Source organism: Chitinophaga sp. YR573 (genome assembly GCF_900110995.1).
Taxonomy (GTDB): Bacteria; Bacteroidota; Bacteroidia; order Chitinophagales; family Chitinophagaceae; genus Chitinophaga.
The window spans coordinates 141199-165059 of record NZ_FOJF01000001.1 but is presented as its reverse complement, the minus strand read 5'-3'; the positions used below and the strand labels follow the sequence as shown (position 1 = coordinate 165059).

Genomic DNA, 23861 nt, shown 5'->3' with positions numbered 1-23861 from the left:
TTAATGTTTTACAATGTGATCATAAAGATCGAATCGGTACTTATTCCAGGCAAATAAATTGTAGTTGGTGGTTGCCCATTCATGAAGTTGTTCTCCCAATTCAGCAGCCTTCTCTCTGTTATCTGCAAGGTACCTGATGTGTTCAACCCAATCCCGGGACTTTTTCACCCATAGTACTGGAGCATCGCAATCTGAGTAGGGAGGGACCTGCTGGCAGATAACTGGCAGATGCTTTGCAGCAGCTTCAAGCAGCTTCAAGTTTGATTTGCATGAATTGAATGTGTTATTTTCAAGGGGGACTATAGTAGCATCGGCATGGCCGTACACATTCATGTATTCCTCCAATGCTTGTTGTTCAATCCGAGCATAATTGGGCATAGTTCCATTTGCGCTCATGATATCCTCTATCATAGGCCAAACCAGTGATGTGTCATCCGGGTGGTGGTGATACCCTGCCAGGATAAATCCGATATCGTGCCGGTTCTTGCTGGCTATGTGCTTTAATGGACCGGCTACTTGCTTCAGGTCATGCAGATGTGATCTCTGGCCGGCATATATAAAACTGAAGTGGTCCCGGGCGGGTAGACGCTGATCATTGAACTGGCCGTGACCATATGGCAGCGCATTGGGAATAACATGCACGTTGGCATTGTAAGGGCGGACCATATCAGCCAACCTGGTAGTGGTAACAGTAACAGCATCTGCTAACTTGATATTTCGGATCATGATCTCCGCTATCTTATTCCTGCGATAATAAGCAGAAAGGAAGTGGTGTGGATATAGATGCCAGTAGTCATCCAGATCTACAACGACTTTGAAGCCATACTTATTTTGAAACTCAATAGCCGCGTCAATACCGAGAGGGAAATCCCTATTCCAAATAACCAGTTCCGCTACCTTTAACTTGTTCCTTAGTTTAGATCCTGCCTTATCGAAGGCTTCATTATCAACCCTGCCATCCTCATACTGAAATGGCAGGGTAATGCGGTGGTAGTCACAGCCTGAATCTGGCTTATAAAGTGCGAGTGCTTTGATCATATGTCTTTTGATTGCCTGGAATTGCCTATGAATTGCCTATGATCACACCTTATGTCATGATCACTGAAAATCTTGTATTTCCCTTCTTGGTTAACATCATGGCTGATCCATGCATCCGGAAAGGCTCCCCAGTTCTCTTCACTTATACGGAATGGATGACACTCAACTACCTCACGTCTGTATACAGTACATCCGGACAATGCATGATGCGTCTGGTGGATACCCATTTTGTTATAATCGTGGAATCCTTCATAATACAGAGCGCCAACTATTCCCCAGTCTTCTGGAAGATCTTCAATTGTATCATCAAATTGTTCAAGCAGGGCCTTTGGTGGTATAACATCTGACTCGATGATCAGGAAATAATCACAATCACTTTTAAGGAAGGCTTCTCTCAGTTGAGAAACCGAAAAACAGACATTATGATGGAACTTATGATCATCAGCCTGAACGTTCAGGTGTCTTACTTCGTGTTCTTTAAGCACATCAGCACATAATGTAGCCAACTGAGGCACGTAAACATGCTTTGAAGGATCAGTGTTGTCTATTACATAGACTTTGTTATCTCCTTGCAGTTCTCCCAACCTGGTAAAGAACTCACGATCACAATAATCTTTGCAGGCATTTGTATACACTGCGATAAAGTACTTATTCATAATTTTGGTTTTAGACTTCTATAATACCTATACCCCAACCTTCCGGCTCACAGATCTCAGTTGCCCTATGGCTGCCTTTGATCTCCTGCCAGTACTGCTTTACTTCCGGCAGTCCACATACATCATGAAATACTATCAACCCACCAGGACGAACAAAAGTAGAGTAGTTCTCAAAGTCAGCTTTCACACCGGCATAGCTATGATCACCATCAATAAAAAGGAAGTCTACATCGTTATCCGGGTATAGCTGCTTAACTCGTTGTACGGTGATCTGGTTGTGAGAATCCCCCTGTATGTCGTGGAAGTCTATGCCGGCTGTCCACTCAGGCCACATGGCACGGCAGCGAAGCATTTCTTCATAACGACTATCTGATGGGCCAATAGGATAATCTATTGACGTTAAATGTTCCAGATTACCTATAGATCCCCAATTTCCAGGCATATTAACAGGCGTATCAGATCCATATTCTGAATAGTATCTTCTTCCCCATATTCTAGTCCACCACCAAAGAGTTCCACCATAGAACGACCCAATCTCTACTACTTTTCGTGGTTTAAGCGTCTTATATATTTCCAATAGTTTGCTAAATTCCCAAGGACTTTGTAGGATGGGTACCGGACAATGTTCAATAATGTTGATGTTATCCATTATCGTAAATAGTTATAGTAGCACAGAGGCTGGTTAACAATGAGAAACTTGTCTTTATTTCGAGCGTATAGTTCTTCTATGAATACTCCATCAGCATCGTACCGGCTCTCATCAAAGCGTAGGCCCTTAACAATGCTTCCCCGGAACATGTACTGTGCGGTATCAATGTTTCCTACAGTGATCTTATCTGGATCTGCTTTCAACCTGGTAACTCCGTTCTTAAATGCTTGGTCGAATATGATACCGGAATAGTTATTCAACACTCCGATATTTGCCGCCAACCAAGGAATAAGATCCGGATGCATTATATTATCATCATCGAGGGACATAATCCACTCATCAAGTACAGATGGACCTTCATATCTTGATCTCCAATCAATCAACATTAATAAACTGTTACGGTGAACATGACCTGCAATACCAGAGACCTTTGATATAAAGTAAGAGCCGTTGTATCCTGAGTTAATTAATGATTGTATTTCAAAGTCTTTGATTGAACTGTCTATATGTACATCCCACATTATATTTATTCCAGGAATGTCAAACTTTATAGATTCACCTATTCTTTTAAGATTAACCAACCTGGTTGTTGGTGTAATAATGTTTAACCTAAAAGGTTTCGAATCATTGTTTGTTGGAGTCCAATGGCATTGCCAGCATTGTTTGTTCATGTTTCATATTTAGAAGAAGATGCCTGACAGGTTCTGTACAGCTTCTTCTTGTGATTCTGGATAGAATGTGTTTGCCAGTGCATCTGCCTTATCAGGAGACTTACCTAAGCGCTTCTTAATGTCTTCCTTTGGCTCTATGATTATTTTACCATTACTCTGAAACTTCCAGGTAGCTTCCGTGAGTTCAGTCGCAAGATCATCATCCCGAGGAAGCATTGCCTTTGATCCCTTATGCGGATCGAGCCAGTCACGAACTGCCCAATGCAGGTAAGCTCTCATGTTGGCAAACTCATAAACATCTGTATAGTCTTTCAGAGGCTGTCCTCCATCTGTAGTTGCAGCTTCTGAATACTTGCAGGAGTAGATACCTTGTACCTTTAGCTCCTGGAGCCGGGAGAATACACCAGCACCCTCTCCAATCGTATCGATGAAGGCTTTTGCCTTCTTGCCGGTGAACTTATCTGCATGCTGCTCTATCTTGTTTTTTGTAATACCTGCAATCTGCATGTGTTCTGCCTTGCCTCCTGATTGCAGCATTTCCAATTGTCCTACATAATCGCCGTAACGGGGGCAGAAGCAGGAGCTATCCCTACCCATGCCGGCAACGTCTACACCAAGACGAAGCATATTATCGATTGGGAAGTTATTGAGTCGATGCTCTTCCCATCTTTTGTTTGCCAGTTCTATCCAGTGAAGAGGTATAAGGCTATCAGACGATTCTTTCGGGAACATCCCCAACACCTTAACCCGGAAAAGATCTGAGGGCCGGTAGTATCTGCCTTCCCATTGAAAGTCACCTTCTGCCTCATTGAACTCTTCAGGCTTAATTTGACTGCACCATTCATCTACCTTGTCATTTATCCAGTCATAATCCACTTGACCAGGTATCACTATTCGCTTCTCCAATACGTTTGTAGCATTCATGCTATTTAGCCGGAACTTGTGCCAGCGTTTTGACTTTTGGGACTTGGCAGCATACCCGGTGAGAACATTAGGATTGAATACAATCAGCAGGCGGCTATTACCCTGTAGATTACCTTCTATTGCATCGAATACCTTATCAGGCATACCAGAAGCTTCAGTAACTACGAACATGGTATTGGCAGCATGAAACCCTGTCCATGCCTCCGTATTGTTCGTATCGGCCTTAAAACCAGTCAGAAACCACTCTTCGTTATCTGTCCGGATATCGTATCCTGTTAGCCGGCCGGGAAGGACTTTTGCATTTTTCCACAAGCGCGATATTTCAGGAAACATGATATTTCCTACCTGTCTATCAGTAGGAGCAGTGAGTGCAACCTTTGTATTGTGGGTCATTTCTCCTTTCGCATTCCAAACGGGTGTGAGATACATAAAGCAGATTGCAGCAACAGCGGAAATGAAGTCTTTCCCGCGTGATGTGCCAGAAGCAACAGAGGTCATTTTGTTTACTTGCACTGAATCAAGTATGGCTTCCTGTTCAATATCAAGGCTAACACGAAGAATCTCTTTGGAAAATACTTTCCAACCACCAGGCTTGCGCCACTCATCGAATTTGGTCTGTATTTGAGAGTCTATCTTCATTGTACAGCGCAAAATTAGCAACCGTACTTTTTCGCAACTCAGACATAGAATTATTCCATAGGTTTTTCTTCAGCAGGAGAACTGGTAGCTTTCAATAAGTGCAGGAAGGATCCCTCGATGCCACCGGAGTGTTCATTCTTGATCAGATCTTTGAAGTTTTCATCGTCCAGGTTCTTGAGGGCAAAGATTACACTGGTAGGATTAGGCAGAATCACCTTCTTTACCTTCTTCATGTGCTTGATCTTTGGCTTACCTTCCTTATCCTCTGTGTACTCAGTAGTCACCTCTTCGTATTCTTTGCCCCTTAAGAGCGTCAACAGACCACTTCGGGCAGCAGCCTTGAATGTTGCAAGCCTTCGTTCTTCTGCCTTTTTAATGGCCTCTAAAAACTCTATTTTCTTTGCGTCTGCCTTCCAACCGAAATAGGTGGACTCGTTAATTCCAACCTGTTTGCAAATTTCTGATACGGTATAGTCGTCCGCCTCAATCAGCTCACATATCTTTTGCACTATGGCTTTCGTGTACTTAGGCATATTAATTATTTATAATTTTACACCGGTACCCTTTAGCGGCGAGGTAGGAATGTACTGTCTTCTGGTCCTCTTCATCACTAAATATGATCTCTAACTTGTAGGTAGGTTTAGCTTCTGTAATGGTATTGTCCTGTTCTTTCAACTCTTCCTGATCAAAAACAGGCATATCTACACCCCAATCGGATAGCTGCTCACTGCTCCATTCTTTGATTAAGGCTTCCATGTCCCATTCGCCAAAGCCCACATTGTCTAAGATGATGAATGCCTGCTGCTCTTCAGGCGTCAGGTCTTCAGCGTACCTTATCCATGCCAAAGGGATTTCAGTATAACCAATCTCAATTAATCCGGCATGACGCATGTTACCACCCAATATCATCGGGTTCCTTCGACTTTCCAAGACAATAGGTCTTAGCCCTAAGAGCTTTGGATAGCGTCTTAGATTATCACATAGTTTCTCAAATTTGTGATCCTTTATAATCCGGGGGTTATTCGGATTTGGAATGATACACGATATTTTGATGGTATCCATGGGTTAACGGTTTCTGTAAAGGTAGCATCGGTACTTTTCCCCGGTTAAAAGCAGACTTTACGCCAGCCATCTATATTGAAAAAGCCATCTGTTTCCCAGGGTTCTTTCTTTCCATCATGTGTTGGCTTCCTATCTCCTTTGTTGTATTGCTTCCCGGTTGAGAAGTGATGTCCGTTCATTTCCTCACCCGAATCAACCGCGGCCATCAGCGATTGATAGGACTTATGCTCGTGCATCATAGCATCATGTATACTGGTATAGGTGTGAACCATTTCACCGTTCAGGTCAAATTTGTATATGGGTGTACCCGCTTTGGCCCTGAATCCCTTGTTAATTTTTAGAATTACCATAGCCTTTAGTTTAACAGTTTCATTCCCTTGTCCTGAAAAGATTGATAGAGCGTTTTGCCGGTTGATGGCATCACCATGTAAGGCATAAATACCTCTTGGATACTAGCAACCTGTGCTTCTACCATGGCCAGCTGTGCCTCAACCCAATCCTTGACAATCCGCCAGCCAACACGCAGCGCCTGCTCTTCATTCTTATATGTCCCTGGTATCTTCTTGTTCTTCTGCAGAGAATTCAATACACCAGTATAATTACAAGGCAGACTGAAGTTGAGCGGCGTTCCCTTAAAGTCGATAGTGAATACCATGGCTACAGGCATGCTTCCCTGATTAGTAATGCTAAAGTGGGTTGCTCCATGCCGGACGATTATCTGTTGGATTTCTCCTACGGTCTTCCATGCATCAATCTTTGTAGTGTAATTAAGAATTGCCATTGTTTTGATGTTTTATTGCCATACTCACACGGCATCATTTTTAAATTTGCGTTTAGATCGTATTGAATAGTTCCGGTTGCCCTGCTGCTGAATCCTTATTTTTCTTATTGTTGCCATGGAAACTGGTAATAACTCCTGTCTGTGCGAACTGTCGGAGCTGGCGCATGTATTCATTAGCCCAAGTCTTTTTCATATGCCCATACTGCCCAGGATTCGCGGCGCAAAGGATTTTCTTTATCTCCTTCAACGGCTTATCCTTATTATCCTGGATGATATGGAATATTTGCGGGGCATATGATTCTCTCCATGTATCTTTTCCCATAGTTTAGATTGTTTATTGTTTCTTCGTTAAGTACTGCTGTGCAAGCATTTTGATTCTACTTTCATCTGAGTATTGTTCTGAAACAGCCTGTAAAGGATCTATAATTCCTGTTGCTTGTGATTCCTTAAGCGCCAATAAGTCTATGATTAGCGGGTCGCTGCCGGCATCACTTGTGAGGTAATATTCTGTAACAGGGTTTGTCTGCCCGGGACGGTCTATTCTGGCCGTAAACTGCTGATGTACCTTCTTTGACCAGTCCAGTTCTCCATAAACTACCGTTGAGCAACGTTTTTGCAGGCCATCTACACCGATGCCAGAACGGAGTGACATAATCATCAGGTTTGTATCTCCGTTAATAAATCGCTTTTCACTCTCATTTTTCTGCCTTGATGATTCGGTACCGGTGTAGAACACTGGTTGTAGGTCATTGAGTTCTTCCTGCCAGATATCATATACCTCACGATGCCAACCACCCAGCAATACCGGTTCTCCTGATTCTATTAACATTCTCACAAATACTGCAACGGCCTTTGCTTTCGCAACACCGGTTACTTGCCGCGCACGCATATCAAGTTCCCTGGCTGCTTGTCCGCGTTCCATGAAACTGCCTTGCGTTACCTTGATAGCCAGGATACGAGCTAACTCCTCAAATCTTTCTACCTCTGCTTCGTCATAGTCTACGTTCTGCACAATTGTGTTAATCCGTGGAAGCTCCATGCCTACATCCGCCCTTGTTCTACGCAGGAAGAGAAAGTTTTCCCGCAGGTAGGTACCCAACGCCTTGGGGTCTTTGATAATGATCTTATTACTCATACATCCTCCCGCCCATTCCCTTATAAAATCATTGTAGCTTCCCAAGCAATCTGGTTTTATAAGGTTCAGTACATTGAATATCTCATCAGCGTAGTTGTAAATAGGTGTTGCAGATAGCCCCGTTACGCGTGTTGCATTATCAGCCAATACCTTTGCGGAATTGTATTTACTTGTTGCATCATGACGCAGATCCTGTATTTCATCGAATAGGGCATATTTTATTATTCCCTGACTGAAGACATCCACCCATCCCATAATAGTGCTGTACCTGATTATGTATACATCAGCAGGTGGAAGGCTATAAATCTTCCTGGTCTTAATTTCATGCACTGATAGGTCTGTGAACTCTGCTATTTTCATTGTCCAGTGCTTAACGAGATGTATAGGACATACTACCGCCGCAGGTCGGTTAGATGATTCCAATAGCATTAGAATTCCACTCACGGTTTTACCCAGTCCTAAATCATCTCCTAAGAGCATGCGGTTACAGCCAATGTTTACATCCCTGGCAACCTGTTGATAGTGCCTAGCTTTTGCGGGATGTTTCAACTCAGAATCTTTGGGACTATAGGAGGGGAGTAATATGCTTTCAAGACGATCCAACCTTTTCAACTGCTTTGCCTTACCTCCTTGAAGTATTGCTTTATGTGAATTGCACATCTCCAACGGATACCGGTCAATGAACCATGCCAGGTCAAGGCAATTCTCTGTTGAATGCATTATTTTAAATGGTACCGTTTCATGTTTCGGTATCTTCGGGAAGATAGATTTCAATTTTATGCACACATGAGGTGCTGCTTCACTGATAATCCATTGTTTATCATTCACATCAAACTCCAGCTTCCCGAATGTTCTTACTATAGCCATGCTGTCCCTAACTTGATAAAGTATGCCGGCTTCCCATTTATTTCAGCGGGAAATCCCATACTCCTGTTTGTAATTAAAATGATTCCTTTTACTTCTGTGAATCCTGCATATCTTTCGCACTGAGCATATATTAGCCGGGCGCTTCCCTTAATCTTTACTTCAACCGCAATGCCCTGATCAGGGAAGAAGAAGTCAGGAATATTCTTTGCATTAAGGTTATGTTCTTTATTAACTGGTATTGTTAACCCGCTCAAACACCAATGTATTTGTGTCTGCAATTCCTTTTCATCTTGCAGGTTGAATCTTTTCCCTTTCACCGCTTTCACAATTGATTGAATATACTCAGTCATGATGTGATTGCTTTAGTAGCCTTCTATATCTGTTACTTAATCCACGATGCCGGTAATTTGTTCCATGCCCTTTTATTGGACGCCATATGTCACCAAAGACTGTATGCATCAATCTGAACTGTGGTAATCTATATTTCATGCTTTGCATTTTGCAATTGCTTTTTCAAGTTAGAATAACTCTTCTGTTACATATCTGAATCCCTGGAACCCCTTTTGCCGAATCTTGTAAGGAGCTTTCACTATTGGACCTGCAAGAACAAGTCGCGGCCATCTTATCACCTGCCGGGAGGACCAACTGTGACCATTCCCGTTATGAATGGTTGTCTCTCCGGATTGATATCCTCCGTAAAACAGTCGGTATCGAACCTGATTGCAAACTATTATGTACACATAGCTGATGTCCTGTGTTGGGCAATTCTTAGATTTTTGTAACCAGAGAGCATCTTCTTGCTTCATAGTCTGTTCAAAGTACCGGATGAATGCAAGGAGTCCGCCTTTCTCCTGAATCATATCTTTGCCCCATGTGACCATGATGCCTATGGGCGGCTGTTCAAATCTGTTTTTCATGATTCATCAATTATTTGATATTGTCTTTGCTTCATATACTCCATTATTTCTTCTCCCAATTCCGTTTCAATCCAGTCTACCTCATATGAGCAGGCACCCTGGGAAATAACAAACTCTATCCAGATACCACACTGCATTTCTCCGGGGATGTCATGAAATTTAATGCCAGATACAAATAATTCTTCCCAGTCAACAGATGCTTTATATCCGTCTATCCATTCGCAAAATTCCTGTGTAGCATCTGGATATTTTTCAAAACATTTATTCCAGAAATTCTCTTTAGTTAGATCATTCATAATTTATTCCCCGGTATCGCTTCCGGACGCGTTTAATAACCCATTTCCTTAAATGCCTCAATTATAACCAAGGCTTCGTTGTAAGAAATCTGAATGGCGTCATCTGCATCCATATCAGTAACAGATTCATCTATAGTAGACACAATCTCTTCAAGAGCTTCTTTAAGGACTTTCCTGTTTATTTCAACATATTTCTGGTTCATAATTACTTATCCCGGTTCGCCGGGGCGGTTTTAAAAGTTTTCTTTACAATAAATAACCATGCTATCCAAATCACCTATATTCATCGCATTAATTCCTTTTTCTCCAAATGACTCCGCAATAGAAGAGGCCCTTTTTTTAAGTAGATCAGCTAATACAGCCACATCCCATCCTTTTAAGTGTTCTGAGTAAGCATCATTACCCAATGCATTAGATATTAATATTGCTGAATACAACCCTGACAATGCTTTTAATTGCTTCTTTGTCATTTCTATTTATTTGCAGATGATGGAATAAGTCCGCGTTTAATTAAGGTTGCTAAATAGTATTGACTCCTTGAAACAATACTAATTTCATCGTCTAATGGGAATTGATCCTTGGCGCTTAAGCCGGTTACATAGCCCTTATAGTGTGCTGTATTTATTTCAGCAATCATTACATGAGCTTCTTCCATTTTACAATCTATCAATTCCTGTTTTTTAGCCATATAATAATCAATACCGACGAAATCATAGTCAGGGTTTATTGTTGCTTCTGTAAGTTGATCCCAGGTCATCAGCACCCATTTACATTTTTTGTATTCAATCATTGCCAATATTTCGGCAATCCTGCGCACCTCTGAATCATATGAGTTTGTTTCGGCACTTTTATCGGTAGGTCCATCAATCCCACAGGTATGAGCAGGCATTTGCTTTACCTGTTCGTCGCGCTCCTGTATTGTACAGGCAATACAGTTATTTGCCAATCTCTTTTCAAGTTCTGATTCGAGAAACTTTTGAGAAACATCATGCCACGCCCGTTCAGCGTCAATTGGCTCTTCCTTGTATGCAAGTCCATACATGCTGGCAATATCTATATTTGTAACGATCAGAGCCTGACCCTGATCAGACAAGATGAATCTATTATCGTCATCTTTTATTTTTCTCATTAACACTCCGCTGGGAAGTGTTTCAGGTTTATAGTCACTCATTTTATTGTATTTTTTCAATGATTATTTTTACCTTTTCCCAGTAATGATATTTTTCATACCTCCTTCCGTTACTATCTGTGTAAGGCATTGATGCCAGTTTCATTTTGATGGCAAAACCTAACATTTCCTTACAATGCGTCTTGTGGACTATTGTCCCCTTTGCACCCTTACAATGGTAACTGGCTGTTGAGAAGAGCTTATTTGCTTCCTGCTCTTCCGGTGAAAGAATCCTGGGTGGTATCAAAGTTTTACGAGGCCTTATCTTCATTGTTCTGATGATTAACGACAGAAATACCAAGTGAAACAGCCATTTCAATTTCACACTGCATGCCAAAACTGATTCGATCTCCAAACAGCCACACTTCATCAATTACCCCACGTTTGAAGAACTCAGTATCATTTTTGATGCCCCGCTCTCTTTCTGAAGGAATCGTATCATCCAAAGCGTGGCAGTCTACCCAGTATGGGGCGAAAGGAACAATGTCTGCACATTCAAGATTAATCTTTCTTACTATCTGCCTGATCTTCTCCAAATTGCCTGCAATGTCTCCGCTGATAGGATGCGCGATGTATACTATTTTCATTAGAAAAGTTTTAATTGAGACTTGAAATCCTCTATTCTCTGTATGGCATCTTGATAATATTCTTCATCAATCTCAAAACCCACATATTCAAAATTTAAGTCTATGCAAGCAATTAATGAACTACAACTACCACCGTGAGTATCTAATATTTTATGACCAGGTTTTGCATATTTGTCCAATAGCCATTTATATATTGCAATTGGTTTTTGAGTAGGATGAATTCTTTTTTCGTTTTTTGATTTAATAGCATTCATACGGCCATCAAAACCTGCACCTTGCATAAATCCATGCCACATATATTTTACTTGTCTTACCGCAGTTTTAAAAGATGTATATGCTAGTTCGCAATCTGCAAAATCATTTTCTCCGTTAACCTTATCCCAAACTATCCAACAACTTGATGGTAATGGTATTCTATCTATAAAGTGATTTGCACCCCAAATAATCTGGTTCTTTGAAACTCGAATTAGTTCATTAAAATATTCTATCGGCGGCGGGGAACTATCCCAAGTCTTTTTTTTATATTTTTTTGGTTTAACGCCTGTCTTTCGGCATCTGCTTTCTGATTTTCCTCCATCTTCTCCTATTCCATATGGAGGATCTACTATTGCTAAATCAAAATATTTATCAGGGAAATGCATCATCCCATCCATGCAGTCCATATTGTATAGCCTATTCAGTTCTAACACAGTTATTTTTTTAATCTTGAAATTTTGAATCCTTCCTTTTCTGCCTCCGCCGGAAATATCTCGCACCAAGTATTACAATGATTACAGGCCGGTATCCAGTATCGTTCATCCAGTAGGAGTTCTATACTGGACTTCCCTTTTTTATGATGAATGCCCTGAGCAGTACCGGTACAACCTGGTGCGCTGATTGCGCAATGCTTACCTATCCATAGCGGCCGTGACTTCTCTGCATACTCCCTGTTAGCTCTTTGACGCTTCTTGCTAAACCGTGCAATCTTTCCGGGCTTCTTTTTCTCAGGCGGCTTCATTCCGTTTTTCAAGGCAAGTCGGTATATCATGTAGTCATTCATCTTAAGCCGTTTTTATATTTATTGAATTCACAATCCCCGCATAACTTGCCTCAATCAATACCTTTGCCTGATTGACTTCTACAGCATTTCCAATGAATTTTTTCTTATCTGCTTCAGTTCCTTTCAGTATATATCCATCGCCAAATCCCTGTATACGGAGTAGTTCTGGTATTTTCAACATGCGCATTTTGATATTAATAATTCCATAAGCAGCCATGAAATACCTTATCTTAACCTCAATCACAGAACGCCCTATTATAAGTTTGTTCTCCACTTTCCCTAGCACGGCAATTAACATATACATAGGTGCTTTATCTTGCCGCGCAACAATAACAGGGCATGGTTGATTAGTTGAGGTAGTATGACCACCCCATGAAGGATTAATCAGGTATGATGCGTGATGAGATGCCGTTATAGTTGGTGCAGGAACATCCAGACTCGTAGGATTGTTATTGTAGCTGGTCCCCATTAGGAAAGCCTGCATAACCGAGTGCTTATCATTTGTAACTATGGTGCCGGCTGGTTGTTCTACTGATTGATGATTATACTTTCCGCTATAATTCTTATCTATCCAGTATTTAGGCTGAATAAGAGATAGCCTATCCTTTGTTGATATAGTTGATGCCGGTTCGTCAACACCATTCAGTTGTCCTCCGTTGCTATAATACTTAGCAATAAAACAGGAAGTAATAAGTGATTGACCATCTTTACATCTAACTGTTCCTGCAGGACCATCTATAGATATTACTTTGCCATCAGGTTTACCCGAGTAGTATTTTGCAATGAAGGCCTGTTTCCCGCCTGCCACATACTTTAATAGCCCAGCATAAATTCTTTCCATTGTTTTGTCTGACAATGGCTTCTTCCTGGTAAAGATGCTATCTCCTTCATCATTGAAGTCTAATACATCTTTTACTGCTTTCCATTTTTCCAGTGTTCCGAAACATCCGCCGGCAGGTTTTTTTGCATGCGATGCTTCTGGCCATACTATTGGTAATTCGGGGCGCATGAATTGAGCAAAGTATCTTTTTCGAGAGGTGTAAGCTCCATAGTCAGCTGCATTGAGTATTCGGTACTCAAATTCATATCCATATGTTTTCACTTCATTAACCCATCGTAAATAGTCCTGTCCTGATTTTTTACTAATTGGTTTGCCATTATCATCAAGCGGTCCCCACGACATAAACTCTTCAACATTTTCAATCCACAAGCCATCAGGATTAAGTTCATCTAAGTAGCGGAACAAGCCATCGGCCAGAGTGCGACTATCACCATCTCGTGGTAATCCTCCTTTAGCTTTCGAAAAGTTGGTGCATTCCAAAGAAGCCCAGATGAATATCAAACAGTAAGGATCTTCTCTTCGTAAACGCTCAACAATTTCTCTAACATTTGTAAGATCGGCAGTAAGTATATTTTCTAAAAAATGGATAGTATCTGGGTGGTTACTTTCATGGCTTGCAATCGCCATTGGATCATGATTAAAGCATGCAATGACTTTAGCAAACTCCATTCCTTTGTACCTAGCCCTGTCAATACCAGTAGTAACTCCACCGGCACCACAAAACAAGTCTATAAAATATACCTTCCTCATAATCCAATTTGTTTTTCCAGTTCCTTCAATACATTCTTATAATTCTTTACGGTAAACCGTAATACCTTCCATCCGAGTGCCTGCGCGGCGTTCATCTTCTCAGTATCTCCGGTAAATCCAGTAAGCGTTGTATGCCGGCTCTTTACACTTTGTAACCCATCGTATTCAATGCCAATCTTCTTATCAGGAAGTGCAAAATCGAACCGCCATTTTCTTTCCGGGTGAAATTTATGCTCCTTCACCACTTCAATTTTTCTATCTAATGACCACCATACCAGCTGTCCCCACATCCACTGTGCCTGCTGAGACATTTGACCAGGTATATGAGCTGATTTCTTCTTTGCAGGTTTTGCTAATTGATCAAAGGCCTGCTGGTTAATATTTGCCACCTTGCTCTGCTTCAGATCTGCTATTGTCATGCGCGGTGATTTCATCAGAATGGCATTTCTTCTTGAGTACTGGCAGATTGATGGTTTTCTACATAACTTTCAGCAGCTTGTGTATCCTGATCCTCTGTGATGTCGCCAAATTTTTGAATGGATAATTCAGCTTTAATCATAATTGTTTCTAATGCACCATTCCGGTGCTTTGCAATTTTAACATAAGTCACTCCGGCAATATTAGTGTCTACTTTATGGGCTTCTTGTTGGTAGTCCAACCGGTATAGGAAAGCAACGAGATCAGCATCCTGTTCTATCGCTCCTGATTCACGTAAATCACTCAATTTTGGTTCACCAGATGCATTCCTTTTTTCTACATCCCGGCTTAACTGAGATAGTGCGATAATTGGAACACATAATTCCTTAGCAAGTGCTTTCAGCTGCCGGGAAATTTTACTTATTTCCTGTTCTCTATTTCCGCCATCTCCACTCATTAACTGCAGGTAATCAATAATGATCAATCCAACCCCATGTTTATTTACCAAACGGCGGCATTTTGCGCGTAGTTCAAATACACCAAGAGCTGGAGTATCATCAATGAAGATGTTATCCTGAAGGAATGTGAGATCACACAGGTTCTTTATTTTTTCCAGTTCCCATTGTTCCATCTTACCGCGTTTGATGGATGCTAACCTTACTCTTGATTCAGATGACATTAGTCGTGCTGTTAATTGACCGGTAGACATTTCCAAGGAGAATACCGCACTTTTAGTTGGCTTTATTGGATGATAGGCTGCATTCCTTGCCAAGTTCAATGAGAATGCTGTCTTGCCTACACTGGGACGTGCTGCAATTATTATAAGGTCTGTAGATTGCCATCCATATGTGATTGCATCCAGTGATGGGAATCCAGAAGGAACACCGGTAAACTTTTCATCCTTGGTTATCCTTTCAACAAGCAGCTTAAATTCTTTTGTATATTCTTCGGAAATAGGCCTGAAGTCTTTTTTTAGATGACCGGAATTGATTGCAAACAGTTCGCTACCTGCTTTATCCATAATTTCAAAAACATCTGACTGATCATCATAACATTCATTCAACGTTTCCATTGAAATCCTGATCATTTCCCTTTGTAGAAACTTCTGCAATACAATACGTGCATGAGCCTCAATATTTGCAGATGAGACAACATTGTTTGTTAACCTTGTGACATAATAAGGTCCTCCAACCATTTCAAGTTCGCCTCTTGACCGGAGTTCTTCTACAACGGTTAATATGTCTATAGGCAAAGATTTACTGGCAAGATCTACCATTGCAGAATAGACCTTTTGATGTGCTTCCACATAAAACACTTCCGGCTTGAGGAACTCTATAACAATATCAAGAGCATTTGATTCCAGCATGATTGCACCCAGTACTGCTTCTTCCATTTCTTTAGCCTGCGGCGGTATCTTGCCATAAATCACACTATCAAGATTCATTGTTCGCGATCCGGCGCGTTCTATCCTCGATGGCCCTCTTTGCTTGTAGTTGTTCCTCTGTGATTTGTCCTGGTTCATTTTGATTTATTTTTCCTTTACTAAAGCGTTGTTCGTTCTTTTCCCATTTAATAAGTCTGAGACTTAAATCCCAGGTATCTTCCATCTCACATTTCATCTTAGTCTTTGATCGGTTGGGTTCTGACCAGTGTGTGTAGAAAGCCCTGAGCATTTCTTTTGAATACTGTTTTACAAAAAGTGCTATTGAATCATAAAACTGCTTCTGTCGGACTAACATCTTTTGCTGCTTTTCCTCTAAAGAATCTTTGGATGGAGGAGGAAGCGGTACCGCTTCCGGCACAACAATCTTTTCTTCTTTAATTTCTTTTACTCTACTTTCATTTACTTTGTCAATAACTTCCGCCTGTTTAGTAGTTTCTTCCGCCTTTAATCCGTCATTTACTTCTAAAATCCAGATTTTACTATCTATTATCCTGTCTTTACGTTTTCTTGATGCATCTAACCAGGTCTTCTGTATACGTGTTGATGTGAGAATCTGAAACGTATTAAACACGGTTTGATCTAACAAACCCCATCGAATAAACTTCGGCACCAGCTCTTTAATGAAACTCATAGAGAAACCACAATAATCGTAACGTCTCAAGAACCTCAGCTGTACACTTTCATCCCACTCAGTGAAATACCCATTATGCTTGTATATCCAACACAGCAGTTTAGTAAAAAGCTTTTCACCCTTTTCGCCATACTCACCTATGATCATTCCCAGTTTATCATCCTGGTCAAGATCCACATCCATTGGGAAGTAATCCAATCCTTGTTTCGCTGGCCTTGCCATATTTATTTAAATAATTCCTGTTGTTCTGACTTAGGTATCTCTTTTAATTCTTCCTTAATGAAGTGATCAAGTTGTCTGGCGTAATAAACTCCTTTGTCGAAGTCAACACTAGTTTTAAACTTGATATGCCTGATTTGATGATGACGAAGCTTTGCAGACAATTCAAAAATCTTTTTATACTTCTTTTCAAGATCTTGCAGCTTATCCACAGTTATATCTGACATACTTTATTTTTTATAAATGTTGATCAAATCATCCAATACGCTTGTTTGAATATCGTCACCACCACCGTTGATTGCCTCTACCATTTCTCTTTTTGTCTCAATGATTTTGTATATGTGATCATCTATTGTATTGCGGCCGGTGAAGTAGCAACAGAGTACGTTGTCTTTAACGCCAATTCTATATGCCCTATCTTCTGCCTGATCATGGTGCATTGGATTCCAGCCGAATTCAATGAATAATACCAATGAAGCTGCTGTAAGTGTATGTCCTACACCACCAGCTTTGATTGTCGTAACAATTGCTGTAACAGAAGGGTCATTCTGAAAACGATTTTTATTCTGTTGCCTTACTTCCAGTGTCTGCTCACCAGTTAAGGCAACTGCACCAGGTATAGCAGATATTATGACATTAACTATATCCAAATGCCAACAGAATATGATTACCTTTTTCCCAGCAGCAATGGCCTCCTGTATATATTCAATTACTGCTTCTAATTTTCCTTTTGCTGATAGCATTTTAAGAATTCCAATCTGTACTAATGCCTGCGCTCGTACTGCCTTTGATATTTGCTCATCGCTTTTACCTTGGTCTTCCAGGAAGGAAACAAAATCTCTTTCTGCCTTATCATATTCTGCCTGATTACTAAGGTGGACATGTATAACCTGTCTGGTTTTATCAGGAAGATCTTTCAAGACATCCTTCTTCATTCTCATATAGAAACCTGACTTCCGGAGACGATATCCTAATTCTAAAAGGTTAGTTGCTCTGCCTCCAGGGCAGAATGTATCAACAAACTTCTTATAGCCACCAAACTCAGAATGTAATGCACCTGTAACAGACAATGGAGCTATCAGATCCTTAGGATTATTTACTACAAATGTTCCTGAAAGCAACATCCTATATTCTGCATTTTGGGCAATCCCGATACTGAATTTACTTTGCTGGGTAGTCCAGTCTTTTATCTTGTGAGCTTCATCAATTATGACAGTCTTAAAAAGCTTAATAAATTGAGAGAACTCAATATCTTTGACTTTATAGCTGTCGCCACCAGGTACTTTCACTACAAAATATTTCCTCAGACTTTCATAATTCACGATGAATACTCCGATACCCATAACTTTCCATAGATTAGGCCATGTACGTCTTATATTATCCTGTAGGATAATTGACTCTTTACCAGCTACCGTTAACCATTCTTCCTGCCAATTAAGTTTGAGTGAAGAAGGACAGATAACAAGTGCAGGGAACGCATTAGCTATCGTAGTAGTAGCAATTGCTTGAGTAGTTTTACCAAGGCCCATATCATCACCATTCATTGCTCCTTTCTTATCCAAGCAATAGGCAACGCCTTCGGCCTGGAAGGGATACAATTTCCTTTTGATGAATTGTAACTCATTTACCTGCAGCTGAGGTAGTGGAGGATATTCAGTCCATTTAGCACGTTGTGTTGCAGCATCCACAAACTGAAACTTATACTTCTCTGCGAATACCTCCACTTTTGACCTCAGCACAATGTCAACCTTAAACACTTTGTTAATAGGATCAAATTTCCTTAAAGGGGCAGGGAAGTGGTGTTTTACCAAGTCAACCATTACCTTACGATAAGGAAACTCAAACTCAAACCATTCTTTCTTTTCTATTATTTTATGTGTCGGTTCCATTGTTAGTAAAAAGTAAATTAAAGGAAGGATCGAAGACGATTGTTAGATTGATTCATCATCGTCCACACCATCGTCTGCACCAGGAAAAGCAAGTTGTTGTTGTACTTCAGGAGCATGCTTACCTGCTAAATATGCATTGATCTCTGTCTTGATCTGCTCAATCAGTTCTGCCAATTCCGAAACGTATGGGTAACCTTTGTCTTCTGATTCTTCCCACTTGATAGGAGGGGAGGTTACTGGGATTGATTTACCAGTAGAAAGTCTACGGCTTCCAGATATGACTACACCAGTATCCTCGCTGAGAAAAGAAACAGTACTAACCTTGAAGTAATCAAAGAAATCATACTGCATCTTTTCTATATCCTCTCCCTCTTTTGGGATATAATATTCTACGGATATAGCCAAGTGTGGGAACAGCTTAGCAAATGCAAGTTCAAGGTCGTTGTGTACAGCTGCAGAGAAGCTGCTTTTGCTGTCTGTGAAACTGCCATCCTTTTCACGTTTAACATAGACAAGGCGTAGCCCATGTCCTGAAGTGATTGCGGCATCTTTGATGGTAATCCTGTTACTCATTTAAAAAATTGTTTTTAGATTAGAAAAATTATAAAATCTCATTGGGTAATGGTATTTGGATATTCAAATATTCAACTGCCCATTGAATGATTTCCTCTATGTAAGTATTAAATTCAACAGTAGAAAGATTTGCCGTACTGCCAATATATTCTTTCACTTTTCCAGTTTTGTGATTGTATTTTTTCTTCTTCAGGAATAACATCTTCATTATTTGATGTGCGTCAGCCTTAGTTTTAACTTCTCTATATCCGGTATCATATAACCCTTCTCTTACCATGTCACATACAACCCCCCAGTAATATTCATTTTGTAACGGGCTACGTGGCTTACGTGTTGCTACTCTAACCAGGTAGATGCCATCTTGCAATTCAGAAAAAAGTTTCCTAATCTCCTGTGGGTTGGCTATTTTACCGGACTCTATATGGCAGATGCGTTCAGTCATTAGAAAGGATTTCTGTTGAAATTGATTATCTGGTTAACATCTGCTACGTGAACACACTTACCGGTTGACTCCTCCACTCTTTGTTTGAATTGAATAGCATTGCTGTTCTTATCAGACAGGTGTATGAGTACTATGTTATTCACCTGTCTAAGATCATTTGCCATAAGAAGATCTATGCAGGTATCAATGCTCATGTGAGATATGATGATCCTATTACGAAGCTTCCTATGAATTACCCCTAGCTTAACCTGTTCATCAAGTATATCCTGGCTATAATTCGCTTCTATAATGATGTTGTTCAATCCAGAGAATGAGTATTCACAGAAATAGGTATCAGTGAGGAAAAGTACATTACCTGTTTCCGCATGCTTTATTAGATACCCAACCGGTTCTGTAGCATCATGCTTAACATCAAAAGATTTGAATTGAAAACCACCTGCTGTTTTCAGTGTGCCATCAGTAATAGCGGCCCTGTGATGAGATGATGTTCCCATTGCATTGTGAGTACCTGCAGATGCATATACAGTAATACCTGCTGCCATCACATCCTGAACAGCCTTACAGTGATCCCCATCCTCATGCGTGATGATGCAGGCAACTACTTTGCTAAGATTGAAATTCAGCCCTTTCTTAATTTGTTCGAAGCGTACACCGGCTTCTATAATGAGAGCTTCCTTCTCATTTTCAAGTAGATAGCAGTTTCCTGCGCTGGAGCTGGATATAATTTTTAGTTCCATCAAAAACCCGGTTCTTCTTTTTCTGAAGTTTGATTATTTACTTGTTCTGCCTCTGCGCCATTGCCTTTATCTGTAGCAGCGTTATTATCTGTAGTTTGGGTAAGTGGTTCTTCATCCATATTCACAACCTTTTTATTTCCATGCTGCTTTACTTCTTTCTTAACGCGATCTGATACATCTTCAAAGTCGATGTCTTCAATGTCATTTGCTTCTTCAACAGTCTTCATGCCTAAGCTTAGTTCTGGTGCATGCTCATTTGTCCAGAAGGATGCCGCACGGTACATGAGCATTTTTTTTGTCATTGTGGGCCATTTTGAGCCAACCTTTTGATACCAACCTTCTTGTATCGCAAGTTTGATAGAGACTTCAGAGCTTTCCAAGACTGTATCAGATCCTTTCTCATTAGCATAAGCAATGCACTGTAGATTATCAACATTGGTCCCGTCGAAAGTAAGTTTAGACGTTTGCTTTTGGCCTCCTACCCATTTAGTTTCCAAATATTCCACTTTGCCAACCTTGCCAAGATTTTCGATCTTGTATTTAAGCTGACTAAACCTTCCGCATGTATTAATAGTACCAATCAGAAATTTGCTTGACCAGGACGGTTTACCTTGTATAATATCCATGTTCTGCATTACCATTAAAGGACTTGCGCCTATCCTCATTGCTGTTTCTATTGCTATCATGCAATTAGCAACAGCTTTCTTTTCAGGATTTTTATCCGAAACCCGGTATCTGTCAGGTACTAAGTCGCTACTTGCAAACATGTTGCAAAGCCGTTGCATTACGGCGAACTGCTCACCATCGAAATAATTGAATTGTGTGGGCGGCAATGATAATTGCTTCGTAATATCCTGTGTCATAATCTATAATTATTGAATCAGGTTAATTGAATAAGGTATCCATCACACCTGCAGTTTCAACGCGAATCTTCTTATCCTTCGGTGATACTATCAGGTTTATAATTTGACTGTCAGTATCTGGTATCCAGGTTACAGACTCACGGCAGTCGATGAAGATGGGGGCGGAGATATTATAGTGATGAGAAAGTGTGTCGATTATATCCAATCCTGCCTGCACTTTACCGGCTGTATTGAGTTCAGGATAAGGAACACCCTTGTACATACTTTCACAGCACTCTACAACACCTCCGTTGACCTGGCGATCAAACAGTTTAAACTTCACATGCTTGAACTTGTCTGCGATACGTGATTCCATCAGGTCCATCTTTCCTTTCGTGAATTGTTCGACAGCGAATTCTGTTTTCTCAAGCTGTGCTAATTCCTGAGAGAGAGACTTCTCTTCTTCTTGCAGTTCCTTTATACGCTTCTCTGCTGCTTCAATTTGTGCCTTAGTAGACAACTGTTGTTTCAGAGCATCAACCTCAGAGGTAACAGCCTTTTTCTTATCAAGGAGTTCCTGATTATCTACAGCCGTTTCGTCTTTAATCTGACTCTGTAGAGTGGTGATTTGCGTGTTAATGTCATTGTACTTTTCATTAGTATCAACGGCTTCATGAAGGCGATCTTCAACAGGGCGGGGAGTTATATAATTTTCTTTCAGAGTAGCAAGATTAGCTTCCTCTTTTTCAAGTTCTGCCAATACATCTGCTTTACTCTGATTGTATTCTGCTAATTGCGCTTCGTATTCAACAACCTTTGCCGCATACCCTTTCCCTTCCTCACGGATTTTCTCCTTATCAGCAACATTTTTTACATTGAATGCCTTTTCCATTTCTGCTTTCTTTGCATCTACATCTGTTGCTTCAAGAGGACGTTGACAGGTTGAGCATGCAAATTCACCTTCTTTGTACACAAGCTCACGCTCATTAATTTTATCGAATACTAAACGCAGGTTCTCACGCAGGCCATTATACTTAGTGATATTAGCATTGACAGTATTAATATCATTTATGATCGAAGTAAGACTATAGTTCAGTCTTTTGATCGTTGCATTTGCAGTATCAATATCCTGAACACCGGTTTTATCTGCCTGCAGTATTTCTGTCTTAAGGTTGTTCTTGATGCTGTCAAGTTCCCGCTGTAGAGAGAAGATTTTCTGCTGAATGTCGCGTTGTTCTGTTTGTTTGACCTGAAGCGCTTTCGAGGCGTTCAATATCAGCTCGTCGATACCTGTAAGTTCCGCTTCTTTCTTTTTCAGATTAGCCGTGATCACCGAGAAGTCTTGTTTTTCTGGAATGGATTTTGTCAGTTCATCTATTCTGGCAGGTATGTGTTCAAGTGTTTCCTTGATGTTCCGCTTCTTAGAGGAATATTCCTTTTTGATATCCTCAATGGTTTTGTTTTCATTGAGAAGTTTAATTAATTCAGCAAAACTCGCGATGGTTGATTTGTCAGAAATGGTGACAATAACTTCTTCGTTTGTAATCTCACCTGCAAGCTTTAAGAGCGCATCTCTGCGACGCGTCCATGTAAGTACTTCATTGAAATATTTAGTGCTGGTGATCAGCTTAAAAACCTCTTCTTTGATCAGGTCCGCAAGTCTGCTCTGAAAGTCACCCATATTACAAGGAGTATCATTCCAATAGTATTGTGCCTCGTTCTTCGTGAACACTGCGGTGTCAGATCCGCGCTTCTTTTCCCATACTTCCCGGTATACCTTCTTCAGGGTAAGTGATCTGCCATCCACCAGGAGAGAGGCTTTAACTTCATGATCCGCACGGTTCAGCGAAGTGTCAACAGTATTCTTGATTGCGAACTTTGACCTGTCAGAACTATCCTTATCGAAAAGCAGCCAGAGGAAGGCGTCATATAGAGTAGTCTTACCAGTTTCATTAGCTCCGTACACGTTAGTTACCTGACCAGGTACCAGCACCTGCGATTTCACCCCTTTGAAATTTGTAATTGTGAGTTGCTGTAATTCGAATTTCATTATAATAATTGTTGTAGAGAGATCTCCATGGTAATTAGATAGATGCTATTTCTTTCAGCTTCTTCAGGACTGTATCATTGTCAGAGAAGAAGAGATATGCTAAGGATGGTATTACCGTACATCCAGCAGTTTTGGTGTCCGTTTTCTGCTCTATTTCCCGTGCAATAGGACTAAGGATTGTCGCCCAACCAGCTATGCAGTGAGATGTGCCACAATGCCATTTCTCCATTTGCAAACAACCTGGCTGATTATTAACTGTTGTTGCAATGTCTTTTATGAGTGCGGCTTCGTCTACCATCTGCGCTCCAAACCGTTCTCTTAATACCGCAGATGCTTCATGAATCATTACACCATTTGTAATAAGAACTGTCAGGTCCTCATTTGAAGGTGATTGCTTCAGCAGCTGTTCCCCGGCTTCATTGCGCTTATCAGTGTATTCGATGATGTAGCGCAGGTCCTCATTTGAAGGTGATTGCTTCAGCAGCTGTTCCCAGGCTTCATTGCGCTTATCAGTGTATTCGATGATGTAGCGCAGGTCCTCATTTGAAGGTGATTGCTTCAGCAGCTGTTCCCCGGCTTCATTGCGCTTATCAGTGA

General features: G+C 40.8%; 32 protein-coding genes. All 32 read right to left on the bottom strand.

Features of this window, described 5'->3' with window-relative positions; translation table 11 throughout:
* Complete coding sequence (locus BMW86_RS00715) at window positions 1-1038, bottom strand: glycosyltransferase family protein (protein WP_089777989.1); 1038 nt, start codon at window positions 1036-1038, stop codon at window positions 1-3.
* Window positions 1035-1694: a hypothetical protein gene (locus BMW86_RS00710; protein WP_089777986.1), complete on the bottom strand. Its 660-nt coding sequence runs from the start codon at window positions 1692-1694 to the stop codon at window positions 1035-1037. Before BMW86_RS00710 ends, BMW86_RS00715 begins: the two co-directional genes overlap by 4 nt.
* A 10-nt stretch (window positions 1695-1704) precedes the next feature.
* Window positions 1705-2343, bottom strand: a complete 639-nt coding sequence (locus tag BMW86_RS00705; protein ID WP_089777984.1) for a class I SAM-dependent methyltransferase — start codon at window positions 2341-2343, stop codon at window positions 1705-1707.
* Complete coding sequence (locus BMW86_RS00700) at window positions 2343-3014, bottom strand: hypothetical protein (RefSeq protein WP_089777981.1); 672 nt, start codon at window positions 3012-3014, stop codon at window positions 2343-2345. The genes BMW86_RS00705 and BMW86_RS00700 overlap by 1 nt, the downstream gene beginning before the upstream one ends.
* Before the next feature lie 9 nt (window positions 3015-3023).
* Complete coding sequence (locus tag BMW86_RS00695) at window positions 3024-4577, bottom strand: hypothetical protein (RefSeq protein ID WP_218149087.1); 1554 nt, start codon at window positions 4575-4577, stop codon at window positions 3024-3026.
* Between the two features lie 50 nt (window positions 4578-4627).
* Window positions 4628-5110: a transposase gene (locus BMW86_RS00690; RefSeq protein WP_089777979.1), complete on the bottom strand. Its 483-nt coding sequence runs from the start codon at window positions 5108-5110 to the stop codon at window positions 4628-4630.
* 1 nt (window position 5111) lies between these two features.
* Window positions 5112-5507, bottom strand: coding sequence for a ParB N-terminal domain-containing protein (locus BMW86_RS00685; RefSeq protein ID WP_143056444.1), 396 nt, complete (start codon window positions 5505-5507; stop codon window positions 5112-5114).
* A gap of 176 nt (window positions 5508-5683) precedes the next feature.
* Window positions 5684-5989, bottom strand: coding sequence for a hypothetical protein (locus BMW86_RS00680; protein ID WP_089777975.1), 306 nt, complete (start codon window positions 5987-5989; stop codon window positions 5684-5686).
* Window positions 5990-5994: 5 nt separating this feature from the next.
* Complete coding sequence (locus BMW86_RS00675) at window positions 5995-6420, bottom strand: hypothetical protein (RefSeq protein WP_089777973.1); 426 nt, start codon at window positions 6418-6420, stop codon at window positions 5995-5997.
* A 52-nt stretch (window positions 6421-6472) separates the two neighbouring features.
* The gene (locus tag BMW86_RS00670; RefSeq protein WP_089777971.1) at window positions 6473-6742 is read right to left on the bottom strand and encodes a hypothetical protein; all 270 of its coding nucleotides are present in this window, start codon (window positions 6740-6742) and stop codon (window positions 6473-6475) included.
* 12 nt (window positions 6743-6754) lie between these two features.
* Window positions 6755-8422 carry an SNF2-related protein gene (locus tag BMW86_RS00665; RefSeq protein ID WP_089777968.1) on the bottom strand — a complete coding sequence of 556 codons (1668 nt, stop codon included), beginning with the start codon at window positions 8420-8422 and terminating at the stop codon, window positions 6755-6757.
* Window positions 8413-8772, bottom strand: a complete 360-nt coding sequence (locus BMW86_RS00660) for a hypothetical protein (protein ID WP_089777966.1) — start codon at window positions 8770-8772, stop codon at window positions 8413-8415. Before BMW86_RS00660 ends, BMW86_RS00665 begins: the two co-directional genes overlap by 10 nt.
* Before the next feature lie 563 nt (window positions 8773-9335).
* Complete coding sequence (locus BMW86_RS00650; protein ID WP_089777964.1) at window positions 9336-9635, bottom strand: hypothetical protein; 300 nt, start codon at window positions 9633-9635, stop codon at window positions 9336-9338.
* A 32-nt stretch (window positions 9636-9667) separates the two neighbouring features.
* Window positions 9668-9838, bottom strand: coding sequence for a hypothetical protein (locus BMW86_RS32685; RefSeq protein ID WP_177189118.1), 171 nt, complete (start codon window positions 9836-9838; stop codon window positions 9668-9670).
* Between the two features lie 30 nt (window positions 9839-9868).
* A complete protein-coding gene (locus tag BMW86_RS00645; RefSeq protein WP_089777963.1) occupies window positions 9869-10105 on the bottom strand; it encodes a hypothetical protein in 237 nt (78 codons plus the stop codon).
* Between the two features lie 2 nt (window positions 10106-10107).
* The gene (locus tag BMW86_RS00640; protein ID WP_089777961.1) at window positions 10108-10806 is read right to left on the bottom strand and encodes a hypothetical protein; all 699 of its coding nucleotides are present in this window, start codon (window positions 10804-10806) and stop codon (window positions 10108-10110) included.
* A gap of 1 nt (window position 10807) precedes the next feature.
* Window positions 10808-11074, bottom strand: a complete 267-nt coding sequence (locus BMW86_RS00635; RefSeq protein ID WP_089777959.1) for a hypothetical protein — start codon at window positions 11072-11074, stop codon at window positions 10808-10810.
* A complete protein-coding gene (locus tag BMW86_RS00630) occupies window positions 11055-11390 on the bottom strand; it encodes a DUF7768 domain-containing protein (RefSeq protein ID WP_089777957.1) in 336 nt (111 codons plus the stop codon). The genes BMW86_RS00635 and BMW86_RS00630 overlap by 20 nt, the downstream gene beginning before the upstream one ends.
* Complete coding sequence (locus BMW86_RS00625) at window positions 11390-12079, bottom strand: DNA methyltransferase (RefSeq protein WP_218149086.1); 690 nt, start codon at window positions 12077-12079, stop codon at window positions 11390-11392. The genes BMW86_RS00630 and BMW86_RS00625 overlap by 1 nt, the downstream gene beginning before the upstream one ends.
* 2 nt (window positions 12080-12081) lie before the next feature.
* Window positions 12082-12429: a hypothetical protein gene (locus BMW86_RS00620; protein WP_089777953.1), complete on the bottom strand. Its 348-nt coding sequence runs from the start codon at window positions 12427-12429 to the stop codon at window positions 12082-12084.
* Window position 12430: 1 nt separating this feature from the next.
* Window positions 12431-14020, bottom strand: a complete 1590-nt coding sequence (locus BMW86_RS00615) for a DNA cytosine methyltransferase (RefSeq protein WP_089777952.1) — start codon at window positions 14018-14020, stop codon at window positions 12431-12433.
* Window positions 14017-14454 carry a DUF559 domain-containing protein gene (locus tag BMW86_RS00610; protein ID WP_089777950.1) on the bottom strand — a complete coding sequence of 146 codons (438 nt, stop codon included), beginning with the start codon at window positions 14452-14454 and terminating at the stop codon, window positions 14017-14019. The genes BMW86_RS00615 and BMW86_RS00610 overlap by 4 nt, the downstream gene beginning before the upstream one ends.
* Window positions 14454-15959: a replicative DNA helicase gene (dnaB, locus tag BMW86_RS00605; RefSeq protein WP_089777948.1), complete on the bottom strand. Its 1506-nt coding sequence runs from the start codon at window positions 15957-15959 to the stop codon at window positions 14454-14456. The genes BMW86_RS00610 and dnaB overlap by 1 nt, the downstream gene beginning before the upstream one ends.
* The gene (locus BMW86_RS00600; protein ID WP_089777945.1) at window positions 15871-16734 is read right to left on the bottom strand and encodes a DUF4373 domain-containing protein; all 864 of its coding nucleotides are present in this window, start codon (window positions 16732-16734) and stop codon (window positions 15871-15873) included. The genes dnaB and BMW86_RS00600 overlap by 89 nt, the downstream gene beginning before the upstream one ends.
* Window positions 16735-16736: 2 nt before the next feature.
* Window positions 16737-16958 carry a hypothetical protein gene (locus BMW86_RS00595; protein ID WP_089777944.1) on the bottom strand — a complete coding sequence of 74 codons (222 nt, stop codon included), beginning with the start codon at window positions 16956-16958 and terminating at the stop codon, window positions 16737-16739.
* Window positions 16959-16961: 3 nt separating this feature from the next.
* Window positions 16962-18620, bottom strand: a complete 1659-nt coding sequence (locus tag BMW86_RS00590) for a DEAD/DEAH box helicase (protein ID WP_089777942.1) — start codon at window positions 18618-18620, stop codon at window positions 16962-16964.
* A 42-nt stretch (window positions 18621-18662) separates the two neighbouring features.
* Window positions 18663-19193: a hypothetical protein gene (locus tag BMW86_RS00585; protein WP_089777940.1), complete on the bottom strand. Its 531-nt coding sequence runs from the start codon at window positions 19191-19193 to the stop codon at window positions 18663-18665.
* Between the two features lie 28 nt (window positions 19194-19221).
* A complete protein-coding gene (locus BMW86_RS00580; RefSeq protein ID WP_089777938.1) occupies window positions 19222-19635 on the bottom strand; it encodes a hypothetical protein in 414 nt (137 codons plus the stop codon).
* A complete protein-coding gene (locus BMW86_RS00575) occupies window positions 19635-20372 on the bottom strand; it encodes an MBL fold metallo-hydrolase (RefSeq protein WP_089777936.1) in 738 nt (245 codons plus the stop codon). The genes BMW86_RS00580 and BMW86_RS00575 overlap by 1 nt, the downstream gene beginning before the upstream one ends.
* Window positions 20372-21235 (bottom strand): hypothetical protein, encoded by an 864-nt coding sequence (locus tag BMW86_RS00570; protein ID WP_089777934.1) that lies wholly within the window; start codon window positions 21233-21235, stop codon window positions 20372-20374. The genes BMW86_RS00575 and BMW86_RS00570 overlap by 1 nt, the downstream gene beginning before the upstream one ends.
* A 22-nt stretch (window positions 21236-21257) precedes the next feature.
* Window positions 21258-23264 (bottom strand): AAA family ATPase, encoded by a 2007-nt coding sequence (locus BMW86_RS00565; protein WP_089777932.1) that lies wholly within the window; start codon window positions 23262-23264, stop codon window positions 21258-21260.
* Between the two features lie 34 nt (window positions 23265-23298).
* Window positions 23299-23861 (bottom strand): hypothetical protein (locus BMW86_RS32680; RefSeq protein WP_218149085.1); only part of this gene is annotated, 563 nt, incomplete at its 5' end.